Raw genomic sequence first — 19,969 nt, forward strand, 5'->3', positions numbered from 1 at the left:
TGGTTATTTCAGATGGTTGTCGAGACGTGCCGTTCGCGGCCATAGAGCGAAACCAGCAGCACGATGACGAAGCCGAGCGCGGCCTGCACCGCTGCGGGCTGGAAGCCGAGGCCGATCAGCAGCGTGTTGATCTCGGTCAGCACCAGCACGCCGGCGATCGTGCCGAGATAGCTTCCCCGGCCGCCGACAAGTGCTGCACCTCCTACGACAACGGCTGCGATGGTCTGGAACAGATAGGGCTGGCCGACATCGCCATAGGCCGAACCGGTGAAGCCGAGCAGCAGCACTCCTGCCACGGCGGCGAAGAAAGCGCTTGCCGCATAGGTGACGACCCACATGCGAACCGGGTCAATCAGCGCCAGCGGCGCCGCGCCCGGATTGCTGCCCAGCGCGTAAAGCCGGCGGCCATAGGGCGTTCGCTCCAGCACCAGGACGACGAGTGCCGCCAGCACGACAAGGCTCGGCACCAGCCACGGCACCGGCAGCGGTCCGGCCGATCCGCCGATCGAGACGAAGCTGGATACCGCTTGCGGTGCGGAGCCTGACGGGAAACCCGCCGTCCACAACAGCACCAGCCCTTGCACGACCATGCCGATGCCGAGCGTGACGATGAGCGGCTGGATGTCGAGGCTGCGCGAGATCAGCCCGTTCAGCCCGCCGATGATGATCGCCAGTACGCCGACGAGGCCGCAGACCAGGACAAAATGCCAGCCATCGCCATAAAGCTGCGCCGCCACGACATTGGCAAAGCCAATGACGAAAGGGATCGACAGGTCGATGCCGCCCATGATGACGACCAGCGTCTGCCCGATCGAGGCCACGGCGAGCAGCGAGGCGAGCACCAGCATGGCGCGTATGGCAAACGGCGCGGAGTAGCCAGGAATGAGGATCGTGCCGGCGAGATGCAGAAGGGCGGCGACGCAGAAGGCGCCGACGACGCGAGCGTTGGTTGTGGCGAAGAGGTTTTGGCGCAAAACCATGTCAGCGTCTCCCCATAGCAAGACGTTCCTGCAGCGCTGTCAGCATCACGGCCAGCACCAGGATCGCGCCGTAGGCGATCTGCAGCACGAAGGTCGAGACATTGAACGTCGTCAGCACGCTTTGCAGCAGGAAGATGTCGATGGCGCCGATGGCGGCACCCGCCACCCCACCACGGCCGCCTGCAAGGCTGACGCCGCCGAGCGCTACCGCGGCGATGGCGATCAGTGTGTAAGTTGGCCCGATGTTCGGATCGGCGGAGCCGATCAGCGCGGTAAGCATCAATCCGGCGCAGCCGCCAAGGATGCCGGTCATGATATAGGCGATGAAGCGCACGCGCGTGACATCGACGCCGGCGGTGTAGGCGGCACGGTCGTCGCTGCCCACCGCCATAAGCTGGTCGTAGTAAGGGGTGCGCCGCACCAGCCACCAGACGATGAACATCGCCGCCAGCGGCAGCATCGACAGCGGACCGGACAGTGCCTTGAGCCAGGCCGGTGCGGGACCGATCGGCGCCGGCAGGATTGTTAACGTCACGCCGGTGAGGATCAGATAGGTGCCGAGCGTCGCGACGATCGGCTGAATGCGCACGATTGTCGCCAGAAAGCCGTTCGCAGCACCCACCAGCGCCCCGACGAGCAATGCAGCCGGAACGAGCACCAGGGGCGATGAGATGCCGGTGCCGAGGAACAGCACCTGGATCGTCAAAGCGTTGACGAAGCCCATCAATGGCCCGACCGAGATGTCGATTCCGCCACGCCCGGCGAGGATGACAGGCGTGGACGCAATGGCCGCACCGATCAAGGGCGCCGCCAATCCGACCAGCGCGCCCCAGGAACCCGGCTGGAACCGCCCGGGGCTGAGGATAAGATTGATCGCAAGCAGCACGACCAGCAGCACCACCGCGAAGCCGAAATTTCGCCCAAGGGACAGGAGGCGCGCAACAGGGTTCATGCCGCACGTCCGAACATGGCTGATATCACGCTGTCGGTGGTGAGCGCGTCGCCAGAGATCTCGGCCGCGACTTCATTCTCACGGAACACCAGCACGCGCTGGCACAGGAAAAGAATCTCCTCGATTTCACTGGATAGGATGACGAGCCCCATGCCGTCGGACGCCAGCCCGCGAAACACGTCGTAGAGCACATGCCGCGTCGCCACGTCGACGCCACGCGTCGGATCGTTGAGGAGCAGGATCGCGGGCTCCAGCGCCAAGGCACGCGCCAACAGCACCTTCTGCTGGTTGCCGCCCGAAAGAGTGGTGATCGGCGCATCGGGCCGGGGCGCCACTATCGAGAGTTTTTCGCGATAGAAGTCGTAGCGCGCCTTGCGTGCCGACGGGCTGATTAGCCCGAGCCGCGTGTCGCGCGACAAGGTCGAGACGGCGAAATTGTCGAGCACCGACTGTGTCGGGAAAATGCCGTTGGCGCGTCGGTCGCGCGGCAAATAGGCGATGCCGCTGGCGACAGCCTTGCGAAACCCGGTAATCTTTCGGGAGGCATCCGATGAACCGAGTTCGATCGAGCCGCCATGGGGCGGTTCCAGGCCGGCAAGCATCTTGAGAAACAGCTCCTGGCCATGACCATCGAGACCGGCAAGCCCGACGATCTCACCCGGAGCGATTGCCTGCGTGATCGGGCTGGCGCCGGGCGCGATGACAAGGTCCCGAACGGCAAGACCACCAAAATCGAGGGCGGCGCGATCAGCCATGCTGCAGCTCCGCCGCCGTGCGTGGCGCCATCGCCTTGAGAAGTTCAGCCGGCGTCGAAGCGCCGCGCTCCTCGGTGCGCACGACGCTGCCGCCGCGCAGGATCGAGATGCGATCCGACAGCGACATCACCTCGTCCATGCGGTGGGTGATGAACAGGATCAGGCAGCCTTCGCCGGCCAGCGCGCGCATCAGGGAAAAGACGGATTCGCGATCGGCGAAGTCGAGCGCGGCGGTGACCTCGTCGAGGATCAGGATCTTTGGGTTGCGCACGATCGCGCGGGCGAGAACGACCAATTGCTGCGCGGCAAGCGGCAGCAGGCCGGCTGGCTTGTCGAGGGGGACGTCGGTAACCGCGAAGCGCTTCAGCGCGGCTTTCGCCCGGTCACGGCGCTCGTTGCGGGGAACAGCGCGCCGGACCAGCCCGTCGAGGCCGAGCAGGATGTTATCGATGACGCTGCAGTCCGGCGCGATCAGCACCTCCTGGAACACCGTGGCAAAACCTTGCGCCTGGAAGGCCGAGGGCTTGGCACCCGAAAACGGCTTGCCTTGCAGCAGGATCGCGCCATTGTCCGGCTGGACGATGCCGGACAGCAGCTTGACCATCGTGCTCTTGCCCGAACCGTTCTCGCCCAGGATGGTGTGGATGGTTCCCGCCCGAAACGCTATCGATGCGTCCGCGAGCGCGATCGTCTCGCCATAGCGTTTGGATATGGTTTTGATTTCAAGCATGTCGCGTTTCGATGCTGGCAGGCCGGCTCCCTGAAAGGAGCCGGCCTGCTGAGAGACTAGCAGGCGTCACTTTGCACAGGCATCGGGCACCTTCGAATAATCCCAGCCCTTGGTCGGCGCCGGGTTCGAGAAATAGGCGTCGAGCCATTCCTCCGGCATCGGATCTTTCGGCGGGATCGGGAAGATCGACACGGCATCCGTCGTCATGCAGTCCTTGTACCAGGCACCGAGATCGGCGGTGTGGACAGGCGGGATCGGGATCAGCAGCGTGTTCAGCTTCGGCTTCTGTCCGTCGAGCATGCGCTCGCCGACGCGGAACAGTGTTTGCGCGGTCCAGTGCGGCAGCACCGCATGGCCTTCGAAGCGGTACTTGTCGGGGTTGGCCTTCCAGTAGCCCAGCGCGTCCCCGGTGATCGAGCCGGTGATCAATGGCGCCGGCCGGCCGGCTTCCGCGAAGGCTTCGGCAACGACACGGCTTTCGCTGCCTGTCGTCCACACCGCATCGATCGGCGCCGGGTTGGTGGCGATCGCCTGCAGCACCACGGTCTTGGTGACGTTGGCTGTCCAGTTGCCGTTGACGTTGCGCGAAATCTTCAGCTTCGGATTTTCGGCCAGCGCCTTGTCCGCGCCCTGGCGCTCCTGCACCACGATCGGGTGTCCGGCGATGCCTTCGACCAGAAGGATGCTGGCGCCGTCCGGCTGCGCCTTGGCGATCGCCGTCATCATGTCATAGCCCCAGCGCGCATAGTTGGAATCGACATTGATCGCGTTGGGGCTCGTCACCGAGCCGGCCGCTGTGATGAACGGAATGCCGGACTTGGCGGCAGCGTCGATTGCATCGTCGAGCGCCGTCGCCGAGCCCGGCACCGACGTGATGATAGAGCATTTCTTGTCGATGAAGGCGCGGATCTGGTTGATCTGCTGGCTGGCGTCGTTGTTGGAATCCGACACCTCGAAGCTGGAGACGGTGCCGTCGGCGATCAGCCCGTCGACAAGACGCTTCAACTCCTTGGTCACCGTGACCCGCCACGGGTTGCCCTGGTAGGATTCCGAGTGGCACCATTTCCACGGCTTTGGCGGCGCGTTGAAATTCTCCCAGGCCGAAGGCAATACCTTCTGGGGCGCTCCGTCATACTGCGCCTTGAGTTCGGTCGGCAGTCCACCGATGACGCCTTGCACATCCTGTGCAAAGGCGGCCGTTGCAAGCGAGGCAAGCGCCGTTGCGGCCAGCAGGCCGCGGATCATTCCTGTCATTCTTGTTCTCCTCCGTTCGGTTTGGTTCAGGCTCCTCCACCGGCAGCGCCGGACACCTGCACCGGGGAACTCTCCCGAAACAGGCGATTGAGATCGGCAACGACCTGTCGGGCTTGATGCCGGAAGGTCATGCCGGAAAGGATGCGTTCGGACGCGGCCTGCTGGAACGCCATGTAGCCGTCATGGCGCGGCCGCACCCATGCACCCTCCAGCGTCGCGCGCGTGTCCCGGTAGAAATTGCCGGTCGCTTCATTGACGGCCTGATCTTCCCAAGCCGCTGCATGGCCGGGCTGGCCGCCGGCGGCGGCATAGGCGCCGCGCTGGACATCGCCGCTCGAGACCCAATAGGCAAAGTCGATCGCGGCATCCCTGGCTTTGGAAAAGGCTGATACGGCTATGCCGGTGCCGCCGAGCGCCGAACCGATCGGGCCGCCGGAACCGATGACCGGAACATCGGCAAAGGCCAGCCGGTTCGCCCGAAAGCCAGTCGTCGCATAGGAAACATAGCCATAGATCAGTGGCGCGCAGACGAACCTGGAACCGGCCTCCGCCATGCGCTCCGAGACGGCAATCGGATCCATCTCCAAGCAAGCCGGATCAACGAGCGCTGCAATCTCGCGCATTGCTTCAAACACTTCGCTACCGGCGTCAACATCGATGAGATCGTGGGATGGATCGGTGGTGCAAGGACGGCCGAGATTGCCTGCGAATGTGTAAAACACCATCAACACGTGAGGCGGCCGCAGCGGCAGCAGCACACGGCCTTGCCGGGCGAGATCGAGCACCTCGCTCCAGCGCGCCGGTGGCGCCTCGATCGCATCCGGCCGCCATGCCTGGACCTGGGTTGCCGCATCGATCGGGAAAGCCCATTGCCGTCCTTGCCAGTTGTAGCTCGGATAGGACTGGCCGACGCTGCCCGACGCAAGGGCCGTGCGTTCCGCCTCGCGTCCGGCGACATCCAGCGGCTCCAGGCAGCCTTCGGCCGTGATCTGGCCGACATGCGGATGGTCGATGACGATGAGATCATAGGCGCGCGCCAGTTCCTCGACCGGGAAGGATTCGAAATCCTGCAGCGAGCGCTTGTCCCATTCGATGGCAATACCGGTCTTCTGCTGCCACAGCGCCGAGCAGGCGACCATCGGATCGTAGCCACGCGGATGGCTCCAGGTCATGCCCTTGAGCTTGGGCACGCTCACAGGCCGAACTCCGCGCGGATGGCGGCACTGTGCTCGCCGATGCGCGGCGCCGCCCGATCGACCTTGGCCCTGATGCCATCGACCCGGAGCGGCGAACTCGTCGTGAGGATCGAGACGTCATCCTCGCGCGTCACCGTCTGCAGCATATCGAGCGATTGAAACCCCTCGCTTGCCAGCATCTCGGGCCAGGTCAGTACCTTGGCGCACCAGATGTCGGCCGGCTCGAGGATATCAAGCCATTCGTCGATGGTTTTGGTGGCGATCCGCTGCGCGATGATCGCCTTGATGTCGTCGCGCGCGGTGAACCACGATGCAGGCTTGTCGCGATAGGGTGCCAACTCGCTGAGCGACAAGAGGTCGGCCAGCTTGGGGATCGGCGTCATAGCGATGGCGAGGTAGCCGTCCTTGGCCGGGTAGACACCGTAAGGCGCCGACAGATAGGCATGCGCGCTGCGGAAGCTGGAGCGCCTGGGCAGCCGGCGGCCGTCATTGAGATGCGTCGTCAGCACCTCGAACTGGAAATCGACCAGCGCTTCCAGCAGGCTGGTTTCGATATGGCTGCCCTGACCGGTGATGCCGCGCCGCACCAGTGCGGCCAGAATGCCCTGCGCACAGGCGGCACCAGCCAGCATGTCGCCGATGGCGAGGCCGAACGGCACCGGTCCCTGATCCTCGTCGCCGTTCAGCCACATCACGCCGGAACGCGCCTGCGCCAAGAGATCCTGGCCGGGCCGTTTGACCCATGGCCCATCCTCGCCATAGCCGCTGATCGAAGCATAGACCAGCCGCGGGTTGATCTTGCGGACCGCTTCATAGTCCAGGCCGAGCCGTTCGATGACGCCCGGCCGGAAATTCTGGATCAGCACGTCAGCCCTGGCCAGGAGGCCGCGCAACGCTTCGAGATCGGCCTCGTTCTTGAGGTCGATGGCAAGACTTTCCTTGGCCCGGTTGATGGCGTGGAAGATGGTGGAATCGCCGCCGATCTCGGTGTCGCTGAGATAGAGCCGGCGCGACAGGTCGCCGCCATCCGGACGCTCGATCTTGATCACGCGGGCACCGAGATCGAGCAGCCTGAGTGAGCAGTACGGGCCCGACAGGAACTGGCTCATGTCGACGACGACGAGACCGGCGAGCGGCAATTCGGCTGCTGCCGGCATGCTATTTCTCCGTCTTGCCGACGAAGTCGGCCGGGTTGCGGTACTTCACCGTCTGCAGATGCTCGCAATAGAGAACGAGCTCGCCTTCGCCCTTGAAAACCTCATAGCTGGCGCGGATCAGCCCCATCTCCTTGTAGCGGGGCTTCTTGTCGAGGTTGGAGCGGATCGAATAGATCGTGTCGCCAATGAAGACAGGCTTTATGAAACGGAGCTTGTCGTAGCCATAGGAAAAGGCATTGACGCAATTGGTGGCGACCAGGCCGAGGCCAGCCGAGAAGACAAAGGCGCCGGCGATCAGCCGCTTGCCGAAAATGCCTTCGCTCTCGGCAAATATCTGGTCCTGCACATAGGGGTGGATGTCGAGCACCAGCGTGTTGAACAAATGGCTATCGCCTTCGGCCATGGTCCGTCGCAACGAGCGGATCTTCTGCCCGACCGGCCAATCCTCATAGAACCAGTTTTCGGCGTTCCACACCGGCAGCGCGGCGTGCTCCTCGGGCATATTTTTTGGGTGCGTCGAGGCGACGCCGACGGTGGGCGCAAAATCGTTCATGGTCGGCTCCACCAGCCCTGCCTGGAGCACGTCTCAGCTGTCGGAAAACGCATCAAGGCGTCGAAATGCAAGACGTCTCCTCCCGTCAATCTTCTTTTGTAAATAGTATTTTCACATATGGGGTTGCGTTGCAAGCGTGAACAGGCGAAATTTTGGTTGCTCCCGCGCGCCGAAGCGCAGGCGGGCAGGGGAGGAAATCATGCGCAAGGATTGTCTGGTCTTTGTCGGCAGCCTGAACCGCGAGGCGCCGTATTTTCAGGGCGCTCGGGGCGTCGGTCTCGGCGTCTACAGCTTTGACGAGACGACGCTGGAAACACGAAAACTGGCCGAGACCAACGATGTCGACAATCCGACATTCCTGTCGGTGACGCCAGACGGCTCGCACATCTATGCCAATTCGGAAGTCTTCACCTGGCGCGAGGGCACCGTCTCCGCCTACAGCTTCGATCGAGCTTCTGGTACGCTCATTTATCTGAACAAGCAGCCGTCGCTCGGCAGCATCACCGCCCACAACACCATCACCCGCGACGGGACGAGGCTGCTGGTCGCCAACTATGGCATGGGCGAGGGCGGTCCGGATTGTGCCGTGGCGGTTTATGGTTTCGAAAAGGACGGCGCGCTGTCGGCGCCGCTGGCCAGCGTATCGCATTCCGGCACCGGCCCGAATGCGGCGCGGCAGGAACGCTCGCATGCCCACAGCGTCACCGAAACCATTGCCGGTGGTGGCATGGCTATCGTCGCCGACCTCGGCATCGACCGGCTGGTGTCCTACCGCATCGGGCGAGATGGCGAGCTCAGCAAGCTCGCTGAATCCGCTCTGCCGCCGGGCGCCGGTCCGCGCCATCTTGCGTTGCATCCGAACGGACGCTTTGTCTTTGTCATGAACGAGCTGGATTCGACCATTGTCTCGATGGCGCTGGACGAGGCATCAGGCAAGCTGTCCATCATCGACGCAAAGCCGGCGGTGCCGGCCGAGGCGCGCGACAGCAACCATTGCGCCGATATCCAGATTTCGCCGGATGGCCGTTTTGTCTACGGCTCCAACCGTGGCCACGACAGCGTCGTCATCATGGCGGTCGATCAGCAGACAGGTTCGCTGGCCCTCGTCGGCTATGTCCCTTGCGGCGGTGCGACGCCGCGCAACCTGGCGCTGACGCCTTCAGGCGGCCATCTGTTCTCGGCTAACCAGAATGCCGACCGCATCTCGATTTTCGCTCGCGACGCCGAGACCGGCATGCTCAGCGACACCGGGCGCGCCATCGAGATCGGCACGCCGATGTGCATCAAGATCGTGCGCTGAACGCCCACAACTGTGAAGCCCTGGACAAAATCGCCCTGGGCTCAAGCCTGTTGTATTGCCGAGAGCTTCCAGTTCGAGCCATTCTCACGCACGAATGTCCACAGCTCGGTCGTCTCTGTCGGATGATCATCGTCGCCCGCGACGACCTTGCCGCTGGCCCGTTCGCGCGTCACGTCACGAGACTCGTAGCGCAATGCGGCCGTGGCGTAGTCGCGGTCATCCTCACGCCAGCTTTCAGCGACGTCGGCCTGCAGCAACGTGACGTCCGTTACCTCGTTCCTGAGACCTTTCTGGGCATTGTCGGCCAGCTCTTCCGACAGATAGGACACCATTTCGGGGGTAACAGCCCGGCGCAGAGCGGCATGGTCTTCGCGCCCGAATGCTTCCTGGACATCGGTCAACAGCTGCTGGAATGCGTCGAGGTCGGTCTGAGCCAGCGTGATCTCATCAGAACCGATGGCCGGAGAGCTTCCGCCCGAAACACCGCCAAAGCCAGGAATTGTGAAGGAGCCTGCAGTCTGCTGCCCTGCCGTTGCGCGGTTCTCAAATCTCGAAGCCTGGGCATTGCCGACACCGGCGAGCGCTGGCGCAGGACCACGCGCCGATTGCGAGCGGAAGAAGCGGATAGCCAGCATGATCGCGCCACCGATGAGCAGGGCCTGAAGCAGGAAACCGAACACGCCGGCCAGGCCGCCGAAGCCTTGGCCGACGAGCAGGCCGAGCAGGCCGCCGAGCAGCAGGCTGCGCATCATCGTTCCACCGAAACCGCTCATGAAGCCGGGCCTCTGCGGGCCGGCCTGCGGCTGCCGGGCCGCGTTGTTCGCACCGGTGTTGGGCGTCATCGAACGCTCGACTGGAGCGGTCGGGGCCGGTGCGGTCCTGGTCGGCGGTGCCGATTGGAACGTGCGCATGCCACGACTGCCGAAACTGCCGCCGCGGCGCGCCTCGGCATGGTCTATCGCAACCATCGAAAACGCCAGGAACAGTCCTGCAAAGAGGGCTGCAAATCGGCTTGTACGGGAAGTCATCGGAGATGAACCTTTGTCTCTGCGGTTTCGGAAGTTTTCAGCCGCCGCCGGGTGCCGGCGTCATGCGGTCAATCGAACAACTCTTCGAAAAATGATTTCTTCCGCTTCGGATAGCGGTGGCCGTGGGAGCGGGAATAATCGTCGTCGCGGCCCTGGCCGTGTTGCGGCTGGGAGAATGCTGCCGGCTGTGGCTGCGGCGCGGGCGCCGCTTCCCTGCCGGAACGCTCGATGATTTTGTCGAGTTCTCCCCGATCAAGCCAGACGCCGCGGCACTGCGGACAGTAGTCGATTTCGATACCCTGGCGTTCGCTCATCACGAGCGCAACGCGGCAGGAGGGGCAAGTCATGCCAAGAAGAGAAGATGTCATACGGGGCTCCAAACCGAAAAAGATTGAGCCCGCTTGACCGAAAACATGGAAACGGGCCCGTTAAAGCGGTCCGACATCACGATCGCCAAAAGCGATAGTCAGAGGGGCCCGGCCCGCGTGAGACAGTTAGGAATGCAACTCGGCGCCTTCAAGAGCGATATCGCCCCCAGGAACGATTTGTTTGTCAACTCCGCTCAAATCATCACCACGATTTTGCCGAACTGCTCGTTTGATTCCAGATACCGATGCGCTTCGACGATCTGGTCGAACGCAAAGGTCCGGTCGATGATCGGTCTTAGTGCCCCACTCTGCAGGCCTTCGACGATGAACGCCTTGGCGGCCTCCAGCTTTACCGGGTTACCGGTGATCTGGTGCACGAGGTAGCCGCGCAGTGTCAGCGTCTTGCTCAGCACCGCTGGCAGCGGGAATGGCGTCGGCGCGTGGCTCAGTCCGCCATATTCGATGAGGATGCCGCTATGCGACATGGCCGCCGTCAGCGGCTCGAAGATCGGGCCGCCGACCGCATCAAACACGACGCGCACGCCTCGCGGCCCGGCGATCTGGTTCAATCGCGCCGCCAGATCCTCCTCCGTCGAGGCCACGACGTCGGCCGCGCCGGCCTCGAGCAGCGCCCGCATCTTCGCCGATGTCCGCGTCACCGCGATCGCGGTCGCGCCGACCTTGTTGGCGATCTGGATCGCCGCAAGCCCGACACTGCTCGATGCTGCTGTGATGACGACGGCGTCTCCGCTGTGCAGCCCGGCGATGTCGATCAGCGCGCCGTAGGCGGTGAGGTATTGCATCCAGACCGCCGCTGCCGTTTGCCAGTCAAGCGACGGCGGATGCTTGACGACAAGTCGGGCCGGGTAGGTGGCAAGATCGCCATAGGCCGGCCAGCGGATCATCGATTGCGGCGGGATGACACTGACGCTGTCACCTGGCGCGAAATCCTTCACGCCGTCGCCAATAGTCTCGACGACACCCGCCGCTTCAAGACCAAGCCCCGAGGGGAGCGTCGGCGTCTCGATATAGGCGCCCGCGCGTAGCAGCGCCTCGGCGCGATTGAGGCCGAGTGCCTTGACCCGGATTTGAACTTCGCCCGGCCCCGGTGGGGGAAGCGCGACATCCTCGATGCGCAGAACCTCCGGGCCACCATGCTGGTGAAAGCGAACTACGCGTGTCATTCGGGATACTCCAAATCATCTGAACCGAATGAGCTATGCAGCTAGGCTTGCCGGGGATAAATGGCTGTAAGGGAAGAACAGTAGAAACCAGGAGTTTTGAATATGGATCGGCTTGAGAGCATGGCCGTGTTCGTCAGGGCCGTCGACCTCGGCTCGTTCGCAGCCGCCGCAGTCGCACTCGATCTGTCCGGACCAATGGTTGGCAAGCATGTGCGGTTCCTCGAGGAGCGGCTGGGCGTGCGGCTGCTCAACCGGACCACGCGGCGGCAGAGCCTGACCGACTTCGGGCGCGCCTACTATGAACGCTGCCGGGTGGTGCTGGCCGAGGCCGAAGCCGCCGATGCGCTCGCCGCCGACCAGTTCTCCGAACCACGTGGAAAACTGCGGGTCACCATGCCGGCGCATTTCGGCCGCCATTGCGTTGCACCCGTGCTGCTGCGGCTGGCGCGGCAATATCCGATGCTGGAGCTCGACCTGTCGCTCACCGACCGCTTCGCCGATCTTGCCGAAGACGGATACGATCTCGCCATTCGGACCGGTGCTCTGGGCGACAAGGCGGGGTTGATCGCACGCCGCGTCGCGCGCCAGGACATGGTCGTCTGCGCCGCACCCTCCTATCTCAGAATTCATGACGAGCCGCAGCGTATCGAGGATCTCGCTGATCATCAGGCGATTGTCTACCGCCGGCTCGGCCAGGTCGTTCAGCCGTGGCTGTTTGCGCGCGAGGGGCAATCCGTACAGGAGATTACGCCAACCGGGCGGCTGCGGCTCGACGATCTCGATGCCATCGCCGATGCGGCTGTTGAGAGCATGGGGCTTGCCTGGCTGCCCTGGTGGCTGGTGCGCGAGCGCATTGAAGCCGGTGCGCTGGTGGCGCTGTTGCCGGACCAGCCACGATATCTCTACGACTGCTACGCCCTTTGGCTGCAGACACCGCATCTGCCACTAAAGGTGCGGCTGGCCGTCGATGCACTGGCGGCCGCCTTGCCGAGATCGATGGCCTGATTGCCAATCGCAGCCGCTTTCAGTTGAGGTCGCGCGGATACTCCTTGACCTCACTGCGGTCGACGACCACTTCATCTCCCTCATGGGCAGTGATGTGGGTCTCGATCCGCCAGACATCGCGCAGCGCCCTTACCGTCGCCTTTACCGAAAGCCGCGCCTGCCAGTCGCCGCGACCATAGGACTTGTCCCAGGTGCAGGTGCCGACCGCCGAGTTCGGGTCGTCGGGGTGGATGATGAACCGGTCGGCATGCTTCGCCGCGACAATCATCTGTGTATGTGGATGCAGCACCGTGCCGCCGTCATTGACGACCTCGTAGACGGTCTCGCCGGTGACCTGGTCCGTCGACACCGAGCGCTGGAAACCGTCGCCCTTGGCCAGAACCTCCTGCTCCATCGGCGCGGCGCTTTCCGGAGCCAGGAAGGCCCCCAGCGTATCGTCCAGCTTCTGCGTTGGGCGCACCGGCAGGATCAGCCGGCTGTCGCCGCAATGGATCGACAACGTCGCCTGCTCGGCGGTCGGGAAGACGATCGGCCAATGCGATGTCGCCAGTGCCAGCCGGATACGCTCGCCAACCTCGAAACGCTGCCCGCAGCAGCGCAGCTTGATGCGCACCGTTTCCGCCTGGCCCGGCACCATGGGTGCGATGTCCAGATCATCGTTGCGATGGCTCAGGTTGAGGATGCCGTAGCTGATGCGCGAGGCAGCACCTTCAGGGAACACTTGCGACAGCGTGGCGGACAGAAGGGCGACGGGCTTGTCAGAGGAGAGCCTGACCTCGAATTCGGGGAAACCAAGGATCTCGATGGCTTCGGTCAACGGCGCGGTCTCGAAGATCAGGGCATTGCCTTCCTCCGTGCGCTGGTCGACCGGCAAGGTCGGCATGACGCCATAACCGCACCAGGCGCCGGACGACAGGCCGGCCGTCTGCGGCGATGAAATCTCCAGGATCGCGTCTTCGCCCTTGGCTTCGCTCAGCACACGCGGCGCAAGGTTTAGCACTTTTTCGCCGACACCCGGCCCCGGCCACGCCGGCTCGGCGACCCAGCGGCCGGGCCGCTCGTCATAGATCGCCGCCGGCCGTGCGGGGTCCTGAATCCAGGCGCGCAGCATCGGCTCGTCGGCAATGCCGGTGTCGATGCCCTTGAGATATTGATCCCACCAGCGCAGGCACTCCTGCAGGAAGCCGATACGCGGGCCGGGCATGGCGAAGTGCGGATATTTGTGGCCCCAGGGTCCGATCAGGCCCTTGCGAGGACCGCTCAGTTTTTCCAGCATCCGGAAGATCGGATTGGGATAGCCGTCGGCCCAGCCGCCGACGGCATAGACCGGGATTTCGACATCGGAATAGTCCTCGCAGATCGAGCCGTGCTTGTAGAAATCGTCGCGGCGCTGGTGTTCGAACCAGTCCTGCATCCAGATGCCGTTGCCGTTCAGCCGTTGCTCCCAAAGATCGCGCCAGCGATCGCCGACAATGAACGGGTCGGGCGGGGTCATGGCGATGGCCCAGGCGGTGGTTCCCCACATCAGATTGTCGCACATCATGGCGCCGCCGAGATAATGCACGTCATCATTGTAGCGATCATCCGTGGAGCACAGCGAGACAACCGCTTTCAATGCTGGCGGTCGCCGCGCGGCGACCTGAAGCCCGTTGAAGCCGCCCCAGCTGATGCCGATCATGCCGACACTACCCGAGCACCAGGATTGCCGGGCCAGCCATTCGATGACCGCCAGACAGTCATCCTGCTCCTGCTTCAGATACTCACCCTTGCACAATCCCTCGCTGTCGCCTGAGCCGCGCATGTCGACCCGCACGCCGGCATAGCCGTGACCGGCAAAATAGGGATGCGTCAGCGCATCGCGCTCCACCGTTCCGTCGCGCTTGCGGTAGGGCAAATATTCGAGGATCGCCGGCACCGGATCGGCCTCCGCGTCTTCCGGCAGCCAGACACGCGCCGCCAGCTTGACGCCGTCAGGCATCGGAATCCACAAATTCTCGATCTCGCGGATTTTGCGCGGGAAATCGGTGACGACGCGGATATCTTGCATGGCGGCTCCTCTCGACGCCCCGGCCGACAACTTGCGCCGGTGGCGATCCTTATGTGTTCAGCGGGAAATGGCAGGTCAGGCGGCCGTTTCCGACCGCGACCGGGATGGGGACATCCACCGCGCAGCAGCGCTGGGCCTGCGGACAGCGTGTGTGAAATTCGCAGCCCGAAGGGCGCGCCAGCAGGGAGGGAACGTCGGCCGGCAGCGTGATGCGCTGGTGCACCCGATCTGGGTCCGGCTCGGGATTGGCGGACAGAAGGGCCGCCGTATAGGGATGATGCGGCGCGCGGAAGATCGCTTCGGTTTCACCCTGCTCGACGAAGCGCCCGAGATACATCACCGCCATGCGGTCGGCGATCTGGCGCACGACATGCAGATTGTGGGTGATGATCAGCATCGACAGGCCCATTCGGTCGCGCAGGTCGTTGAGCAGGTTCAGCACCTCTCCCTGCACGGAGACGTCGAGGCCGGCGGTCGGCTCGTCGGCGACGACCAGCACCGGGTCCAGAGCGATCGCCCGCGCCACACCGACGCGGCGCGCTTGGCCGCCGGAAAGCTGGTGCGGGTAGCGGTCGGCGAAATCGCGCGGCAGCCCGACCAGCGCAAGAAGCCGTGTGACTTCGGCGTTGAGATCGCGATCGGACAAGCCGTGAATGACGAAAGGCTCAGACAGCAGCGAGCGCACGCTGAGCCGTGGTGACAGCGATCCCACAGGATCCTGGAACATCATCGGCATGCGCCGCCGCACCGGTTTCATGGCGGTGTTAGACAGGCCTTGCAGTTCCTGCCCTTCAAACAGGATCGTGCCCGCCTTCACCGGCTGAAGACCGTTGAGCGTGCGCGCCAGCGTCGTCTTGCCCGAGCCGGATTCGCCGACCAGCGCGAAGGTGCTGCCTCGTTGAAGCGTGAAGCTGACGCCGGAGACCGCTTCGATCTCGGTGGCCCGCCCCGCGAGCCTGGCGGACAGGCCGCCAGCGCGGAACGCGACGCGCAAATCATTGACGCTGAGCAGGTCTTCGGAGCTCATGCGTTCATCGCTCCCAAGGGAATGTCCGCATGCCAGCAGTGGGCGATGTGAGACCCACCGAGGACTGCGCTGGGAGGCGTCGTCAGGCATTGGGCGTCGGCGCGATCGCAGCGCGGCTGGAAGACGCAGCCGCTCGGCCGGCGGCGCAAATCCGGCAAGGTCCCGGCAATGGTCGGCAGGCGAGCAACCCGCTGCGACAGCCGGGCGGGATCGCAAGCCAAAAGCTTCTGCGTGTAGGGATGACGCGCATCGTGGAATATCTCGCGGGTCGTGCCGCTCTCCACTACTTCGCCGGCATACATCACGATCATCTCGTCGCAGAGTTCGGCAATCACGCCCAGATGATGCGAGATGAACAGCACCGAGCAGCCGATGTCGCGCTGCAGATCCTTGAGCAGTTCGATGGTGGCCACCTCCAGCGTCGCATCGAGTGCCGTCGTCGGCTCGTCGGCGATCAGCAGCGCCGGCTCCATCATCAGCGCCATCGCAATGGCGATGCGCTGCTTCATGCCGCCGGAGAACTCGTGTGGAAACTGCGTCAGCCGGCTTCCCGGATCGGGAATGCGAACCTTGCGCAGCATGGCGACGGAGCGTGCATCCTTGTCCCGCTTCGACAGACCCGAGCGATACTGAATGTCGCGCATCTGCCGCCCCACCGACAGCACCGGGTTGAGCGCGCCCATCGGATCCTGGAACACAGTGGCGATCCTGAGGCCACGCAGGCCGCGCATCGCGGTCGGGTCGAGCCGGGCAAGGTCCTTGTCGCCCTCGAAGATGATCTCGCCCGATGTGATTTCACCATTGTCGGCGAGCAGGCCGAGAATGGCGTTGATGAGCGTCGATTTCCCGCAGCCGGATTCGCCGACCACGCCGACGCTGCGGTTGGCCGGCACGCAAAAACTCACCTGCTTCAGCGCCTCCAGTCGCCCGGCCTCGGTGTGGAAGGCGACGCTCAGATCCTTGACCTCGAGAACCGTCATGAGCGTCCCTTCAGCCTGGGATCGAAGAGGTCGCGTAGCGTCTCGCCGAAGAAGGTGAAGCCGAGCGTGGTCAGCACGATCGGCAGGCCGCCGGTAATCACGATCCAGTAGGAATCGCGGATGTTGGCGAAGCCGTCATTGAGGATCGCACCCCAGCTCGGCGTCGGCGGCCGCACGCCGAGCCCGAGGAAGCTCATGCCCGCCTCGATCGCCACCACCACGGGAATGTCCATCGAGATCAGGATCAGGATCGGGCCGATGATGTTGGGCAGGATATGGACACGCAGGATGCGGCCGGCGCTTGCCCCCATCGAGCGCGCCGCCATGACGTGTTCGGCCGATTTGAGCACCAGCGTCTGGGTTCGGATGATGCGCGCATAACCCGGCACATTGACCAGCATCACCACCAGCACCACCGCGTAGAGCGAGGGGCCGAACAGGGTGACCAGCGTCAGCGCCAGCATAACGGTGGGAAAGCTCTTCACGGCGTCGAAGATCAGCAGCAGCACATTGTCGAGCCAGCGCGGCCCATAGCCTGCGATCAGCCCTAGCACGACGCCGACAACCAGCGACACCGCTGTCGCGCCCAGCGCGATCAAAAGCGCGACGCGTCCGCCATAGAGCACCCGGGTGAGAAGATCGCGGCCGAGATGGTCGGTGCCGAGCAGATGCAGGAGGCTCGGCGAAGCGAAGCGTTCGGCCGGCGATATCTTGCTCGGCGCATAGCTGGTCAGGAGGCTGGCGAAGACCGCCGACAGCACCACGACCGTCACCAGCGTCAGGCCGATCGCGCCGAGCGGCTCGCGCATGATGCGGCGCAAGGTGCGCCATATCATGCCGAGACGGAAGCTGCGGGATGGCAGCTCAGTTGAAACTTGATCTGACACGGGGATCCAAGATACCGACGAGGATGTCGGCTGCTACGTTGACGAGAACGAAGAAGACCGTGGTGACCAGCACGGCTCCGGAGACGATGGGATAGTTGCGCACCGAGATCGCCTCATAGACCAGCTTGCCGATGCCGGGACGGGCAAAGACGATTTCGGCGAAGACGGAAGACGACAGCATGTGGCCGATGCCGACGCCGAGCAAGGTGATCGTCGGCAGCACGGCGATGCGGAGGGCGTAGGTGTAGACGATCCTGTGCTCGGTCAGGCCGAAGGCGCGCGCCGTGCGGATATGGCTGGCTTCCAGCGTCTCCAGCATCGAGGCGCGCACCATGCGCGAGATATAGCCGATCCAGCCAAGGCCAACCGCCAGCGACGGCAAGATGAGGTGCTGGAGCCGGCTGGCGAGGTCGCCCGGTTCGCCGGCGCCGATCGCCGGCAGCCATTGCAGGGCGACCGCAAACACCAGCAGCGAATAGATGGCGACGACGAAGGACGGCACGGCGATCATCGCCACCGACAGCACCCCGATCACCTGATCGACAAAGCCGCCGCGCCGCACCGCCGCGATGCAGCCAAGCGGAATGCCGAGCGCCACCGACCACGTGATGCCGCCGACCACCAGCGCCAGCGTGAACGGAAGCTGTTCCATCACCACGTCCAGAACTGGCCGATCTGACAGCACCTCTGTGCCGAGATCGCCGCGCAGGACCGATCCGTAGAAATGTAGGAACTGCCGCCACACCGGCTGATCGAGGCCCATGCGTACGCGCAGCGCCTCCATCATCTCCGGCGTCGCGCGCGGCCCCAGCGCAACGGAGGCCGGGTCGCCGGGAATGAGGTAAACCATGGCGAACATCATCATCATGGCCACGCTGATGATGATGGCGCCAAGCCACAGACGCTTGAGGGCGTAGCGGATCATTTCCAGTACCTGTCGGACGGTCTTTGGCGGGGACGAGCCCCGCCCGCCGATATCATGCGGGTTTGAAGTCGGTGAACACGGGTTCGCCGTTCGGCTTCAGGCCGGCCACAAGCGTATCTCGATTCATGATGCCGGTGACCTCATGCGTCAGGAAAACGTAGTTGCCGTTCTCCTCCATCAGGTCCTGCAGCTTCTTGTAGATGACATCGCGTTTTGCCGGGTCGAGCTCGACCATGCCTTCGGCATTGAGCTTGTCGAATTCCTCGCTGGAAAACCGCTCCCAGTTCCAGACACCGATCTGGTCGCGGGTAAACCAGGCAGTGGCCCAGCTCGGATCCGGCTGCATGGAGAAGCGGCTGATGATCATCTGCAGCTTTTTGTAGTAGTCGCCTTCCTTGGCGCCCAGCGTCCAGAAGGTGCCGCTGTCGTTCTGCTTGATCTCCACAGTGAGGCCGACATCCTGCAGGTTCGACTGCACGACCTGCGCCGCGGTCAGGCGCTCGGTCTTGTTGAGGATGTCGAGCGTGATCGTCGCGCCGGCCAGTCCTTCCTTGGCGATCATGTCGCGGGCGCGGTCCGGATCGAAATCGAACAGGTTCTTCTCGCGATGGCCGGGCAGGCCGGGCGCGATGATGCCGGTGGCGGTGGCGGCGGCGCCGAAATAGGCGGCATCGACCACCGCCTTGCGGTCCACGGCGTACTGAACCGCGCGGCGCATGTTCGGATTGTTGAAAGGCGCGACATCCTGGTTCATGCCAAGCCAGACAAAGGCCAGCGACGGCTTCTCGACCACGGTCGTCTTTGGCGGCGGTGTCTGCTTCAGGCGCGAGATCGAGGAGACCGCGGTCCAGGTGTAATCTAGGTCGCCGGCCTCATAGCCGAGTTCGGCGGTCTTCTCATCCTCGATCGGATGGATGTGGATCTCCGCGAAGGCACCTTGCTCGTACTTCCAGTCGGGATTGCGCACCAGCACCGTGCGCTGCTTGGGCAGCCATTCCTTCAGGATGTAGGGCCCCGACTGGGCCACCGGCTTGACACCCATCTTGCCACCGAGCTCGGTGATGGCGCGCTTCGACAGGATGGTGCCGGAAGGCGTCGGCAAGGTCGACGTCCACAGCGGCGCGAAGGCCTGCTTCAGGTGGATCAGCCCCGACAGCTTGTCCTTGACTTCGACCTCTTTGAGCGTCGCCCAGTCGCCGGAGTAGGGGCTCTTGTTGGCGGGATCGGCGATGCGTTCGATCGAAAACTTGACGTCTTCGGCCGTCATCTGGCCGTAGCCATCGGTGAAGCCGATATTGTCGCGCAGCTGGAAGGCGACGGTCAGCGGATCGAGCTGCTTGATCGTCTCCGCCGCCATCGGCCGCCAGCCCCAGCTGTCGCCCGGCGTGGTGACGACGAGGCCGGCGAAGATGACGCTGGTGATGTCGCCTTCGGGTGCCGCCAGCCGGAAGCAAGGGTCGAGCGTCTGGATGTCGGCGTAGGAGCGCACCTTGAGGATCGGCCCGTCGCTCGACCAGGAAACTTTTGGATTGACCATTGAGGCGAGGCCGAAAGCGCCGGCTCCGGCGAGCAGGCTGCGGCGCGAAACCCTGGTGTCGGCTAGAATGGACATGCTCTACCCCTCTGCTGTTTTCGTTGTCT

Annotated in this window: 19 protein-coding genes; 2 read left to right on the plus strand and 17 right to left on the minus strand. The window is 64.0% G+C overall.

Annotation, left to right across the window (positions count from 1 at the left end):
- Nucleotides 1-8: 8 nt before the first annotated feature.
- The 8 genes from NKH95_RS02275 to NKH95_RS02310 form a co-directional block, all read right to left on the minus strand.
- Entirely contained in the window at nucleotides 9-980 is a 972-nt protein-coding gene (locus NKH95_RS02275; protein WP_352440086.1) for an ABC transporter permease, read from the minus strand.
- A gap of 1 nt (nucleotide 981) precedes the next feature.
- Nucleotides 982-1,932 (minus strand): ABC transporter permease, encoded by a 951-nt coding sequence (locus NKH95_RS02280; RefSeq protein WP_352440085.1) that lies wholly within the window; start codon nucleotides 1,930-1,932, stop codon nucleotides 982-984.
- The gene (locus NKH95_RS02285) at nucleotides 1,929-2,687 is read right to left on the minus strand and encodes an ATP-binding cassette domain-containing protein (protein ID WP_352890921.1); all 759 of its coding nucleotides are present in this window, start codon (nucleotides 2,685-2,687) and stop codon (nucleotides 1,929-1,931) included. The genes NKH95_RS02280 and NKH95_RS02285 overlap by 4 nt, the downstream gene beginning before the upstream one ends.
- A complete protein-coding gene (locus NKH95_RS02290; RefSeq protein WP_352554897.1) occupies nucleotides 2,680-3,417 on the minus strand; it encodes an ATP-binding cassette domain-containing protein in 738 nt (245 codons plus the stop codon). Before NKH95_RS02290 ends, NKH95_RS02285 begins: the two co-directional genes overlap by 8 nt.
- Before the next feature lie 66 nt (nucleotides 3,418-3,483).
- Entirely contained in the window at nucleotides 3,484-4,671 is a 1,188-nt protein-coding gene (locus NKH95_RS02295) for an ABC transporter substrate-binding protein (RefSeq protein ID WP_352673948.1), read from the minus strand.
- A 26-nt stretch (nucleotides 4,672-4,697) separates the two neighbouring features.
- Nucleotides 4,698-5,867, minus strand: coding sequence for an extracellular solute-binding protein (locus tag NKH95_RS02300; RefSeq protein WP_352890924.1), 1,170 nt, complete (start codon nucleotides 5,865-5,867; stop codon nucleotides 4,698-4,700).
- Nucleotides 5,864-7,024, minus strand: coding sequence for a CaiB/BaiF CoA transferase family protein (locus NKH95_RS02305; protein WP_023808856.1), 1,161 nt, complete (start codon nucleotides 7,022-7,024; stop codon nucleotides 5,864-5,866). The genes NKH95_RS02300 and NKH95_RS02305 overlap by 4 nt, the downstream gene beginning before the upstream one ends.
- Before the next feature lies 1 nt (nucleotide 7,025).
- Nucleotides 7,026-7,577 (minus strand): MaoC family dehydratase, encoded by a 552-nt coding sequence (locus NKH95_RS02310; RefSeq protein ID WP_352440082.1) that lies wholly within the window; start codon nucleotides 7,575-7,577, stop codon nucleotides 7,026-7,028.
- 199 nt (nucleotides 7,578-7,776) lie between these two features.
- On the opposite strand from NKH95_RS02310, the gene NKH95_RS02315 reads away from it, so the two are divergent.
- Entirely contained in the window at nucleotides 7,777-8,877 is a 1,101-nt protein-coding gene (locus NKH95_RS02315) for a lactonase family protein (protein WP_352722187.1), read from the plus strand.
- A 41-nt stretch (nucleotides 8,878-8,918) separates the two neighbouring features.
- Here the strand turns inward: NKH95_RS02315 and NKH95_RS02320 are convergent, their stop codons facing one another.
- From NKH95_RS02320 to NKH95_RS02330, 3 genes are all read right to left on the minus strand, one after another.
- Entirely contained in the window at nucleotides 8,919-9,905 is a 987-nt protein-coding gene (locus NKH95_RS02320; RefSeq protein ID WP_352890926.1) for a Tim44 domain-containing protein, read from the minus strand.
- A gap of 68 nt (nucleotides 9,906-9,973) precedes the next feature.
- Nucleotides 9,974-10,273: a TFIIB-type zinc ribbon-containing protein gene (locus tag NKH95_RS02325; protein WP_023808853.1), complete on the minus strand. Its 300-nt coding sequence runs from the start codon at nucleotides 10,271-10,273 to the stop codon at nucleotides 9,974-9,976.
- A gap of 194 nt (nucleotides 10,274-10,467) precedes the next feature.
- Complete coding sequence (locus NKH95_RS02330) at nucleotides 10,468-11,457, minus strand: zinc-dependent alcohol dehydrogenase family protein (protein WP_352890928.1); 990 nt, start codon at nucleotides 11,455-11,457, stop codon at nucleotides 10,468-10,470.
- 102 nt (nucleotides 11,458-11,559) lie between these two features.
- Between NKH95_RS02330 and NKH95_RS02335 the strand changes: the two genes are divergently transcribed.
- A complete protein-coding gene (locus NKH95_RS02335; protein WP_352673958.1) occupies nucleotides 11,560-12,462 on the plus strand; it encodes a LysR family transcriptional regulator in 903 nt (300 codons plus the stop codon).
- Between the two features lie 19 nt (nucleotides 12,463-12,481).
- On the opposite strand, the gene NKH95_RS02340 is transcribed toward NKH95_RS02335, so the two are convergent.
- Genes NKH95_RS02340 through NKH95_RS02365 form a run of 6 tightly spaced genes read right to left on the minus strand, consistent with a single transcriptional unit; the run spans nucleotide 12,482 to nucleotide 19,940 of the window.
- Nucleotides 12,482-14,509: a CocE/NonD family hydrolase gene (locus NKH95_RS02340; RefSeq protein ID WP_352890931.1), complete on the minus strand. Its 2,028-nt coding sequence runs from the start codon at nucleotides 14,507-14,509 to the stop codon at nucleotides 12,482-12,484.
- A 49-nt stretch (nucleotides 14,510-14,558) separates the two neighbouring features.
- Nucleotides 14,559-15,536 (minus strand): ABC transporter ATP-binding protein, encoded by a 978-nt coding sequence (locus NKH95_RS02345; protein ID WP_023808849.1) that lies wholly within the window; start codon nucleotides 15,534-15,536, stop codon nucleotides 14,559-14,561.
- A complete protein-coding gene (locus NKH95_RS02350; RefSeq protein WP_023808848.1) occupies nucleotides 15,533-16,516 on the minus strand; it encodes an ABC transporter ATP-binding protein in 984 nt (327 codons plus the stop codon). The genes NKH95_RS02345 and NKH95_RS02350 overlap by 4 nt, the downstream gene beginning before the upstream one ends.
- The gene (locus NKH95_RS02355; RefSeq protein WP_352890933.1) at nucleotides 16,513-17,352 is read right to left on the minus strand and encodes an ABC transporter permease; all 840 of its coding nucleotides are present in this window, start codon (nucleotides 17,350-17,352) and stop codon (nucleotides 16,513-16,515) included. The genes NKH95_RS02350 and NKH95_RS02355 overlap by 4 nt, the downstream gene beginning before the upstream one ends.
- A 28-nt stretch (nucleotides 17,353-17,380) precedes the next feature.
- Entirely contained in the window at nucleotides 17,381-18,328 is a 948-nt protein-coding gene (locus NKH95_RS02360) for an ABC transporter permease (RefSeq protein ID WP_023808846.1), read from the minus strand.
- 52 nt (nucleotides 18,329-18,380) lie between these two features.
- Nucleotides 18,381-19,940: an ABC transporter substrate-binding protein gene (locus NKH95_RS02365; protein WP_023808845.1), complete on the minus strand. Its 1,560-nt coding sequence runs from the start codon at nucleotides 19,938-19,940 to the stop codon at nucleotides 18,381-18,383.
- Nucleotides 19,941-19,969 lie beyond the last annotated feature (29 nt).

Origin of the sequence: Mesorhizobium sp. M0848 (assembly GCF_040319805.1) — a bacterium.
Taxonomy (GTDB): domain Bacteria; phylum Pseudomonadota; class Alphaproteobacteria; order Rhizobiales; family Rhizobiaceae; genus Mesorhizobium.